This is a genomic window from Deltaproteobacteria bacterium (genome assembly GCA_009929795.1).
In the GTDB taxonomy this organism is placed as follows: domain Bacteria; phylum Desulfobacterota; class Desulfovibrionia; order Desulfovibrionales; family Desulfomicrobiaceae; genus RZZR01.
The window spans coordinates 1-1,477 of the sequence record RZZR01000351.1; the positions used below are offsets into that span (position 1 = coordinate 1).

Annotated in this window: 1 protein-coding gene; it reads right to left on the reverse strand. The window is 57.9% G+C overall.

The window, feature by feature from the left end; genetic code table 11:
* Window positions 1–1,169: sodium/sulfate symporter (locus tag EOM25_14920; protein ID NCC26470.1), on the reverse strand; the 1,169-nt coding region annotated here is incomplete at its 3' end.
* Between the last annotated feature and the right edge of the window lie 308 nt (window positions 1,170–1,477).

A 1,477-nucleotide genomic window follows, 5' to 3' on the forward strand; every position in this document is an offset into this window, starting at 1 on the left:
ATGGGCAGCATCAGGGCCACGGCCGCGGAGTTGCTCATCAGACTCGAAAGAAACGACCCGAAGAAGCCGAACCCGTAGTAGACCACAAAGGTGGGTTGGCCGTCCAAAAGAGGGAGGATGGCCTCGGCCAGGAATTTTCCGGCTCCGCTGTCGAGCATGGCCACGCCCAGGGAGACCCCGGCGCCGAAGACAATCCACGATTCCCAGGGGAACTTGTCGCAGATGGTCCGAAAACTGATCCAGCCGGGGGCGCAGAAGCCCAGGATGGCGAAGGCGGCCGGGACGCTGTAGTGCCAGCCTGTCAGGTCGCCCATGAACCAGAGGACGAATGTGCCAAGAAAGACCACCAGGACGCCCAGTTCCTTTCGGGACATGGGGCCGGGGTGGTCGAGGCTGACGCCGACCAGTTCCTTTTCCTTGGGCCGGAACAGTATCCACAGGATGGCCCAGGTGGCCACGGCCGTGAGGACGCAGATGGGGAACATGATGATGATGTATTCGAGGAAACCGATGCTGGCCTGACCGTGGGTGAATTTCTGGAGAATTTCAATGGCAAGGGGGTTTCGACCACCGCCAAGGAGGGTGCCGAAGCCTCCGGCCGAGGCGGCCAGGGGGATGAGCATGAAAAAGAAGGTCGGTAGTTTGTGGCCCTGGCCCGGTTTCATTCCCATGCTCAGGAAAACCGGGACAAAGGCGAAGACCATGATGACCGTGACCGTGGCGTCGTGAAGAACCGATGAGGATATTGTGCAACCCACGGCCAGGATGAAGCTCAGGCGTTTGACCTTGGTTCCGGCGAACTTGATGAGGTGGTACATGAGTCGTCCGGCCAAGCCGACCTCGTTCAGGACCACGCCGAACATCATGATCATCAAAACGAACATGACGGCTGGGCTGGCAAAGGGGGACCAGGCCGCCTGAGAGCCTTGAATCTTGAGGAGAATCAGGCCTGCTCCGGCTATCAGAGCCGTGGCCCCGATGGGCACGGCCTCGCTGACCCAGAGAAAGACGACCGTGGCCAGAAGGCCCAGAAGCCGTTGTCCTTCGGGAGTGAGGTTCTCTGGCCTGGGCAGGAGCATGATCAGAATGCCGATGGCCAGGCTTATGGCCAGCTTGATGGCGATGGACTTGGCACTCTGGGGGTCTTTGGTCGAATCGATTTCGGCCATGGAATGAACCTCCTTGGGAAAGTTTGTCTGGTTTTGACTGATGGCCCCGAGGGCCGGTACTTCCTGTCAGCACATTCGGCCGCGACCAAACGTCAATTTCGGCCCGGCGTTCTCTGGGTCCGGAGGCGCCGGAGAGAGCATCATCAGAAGCCATTGTTTGATTATCAAGATGCGGCCGGAATCGTCAACCACAATGAAGAAAAAACATTGAAAATACACAGATGGAGAGGCCAACATGTTTGGAATTCGATCCTGTAGGGACCGTATTTCAATTTGTCCTTTTTTGGTTTCTTGTTTTGAAGAGGCCG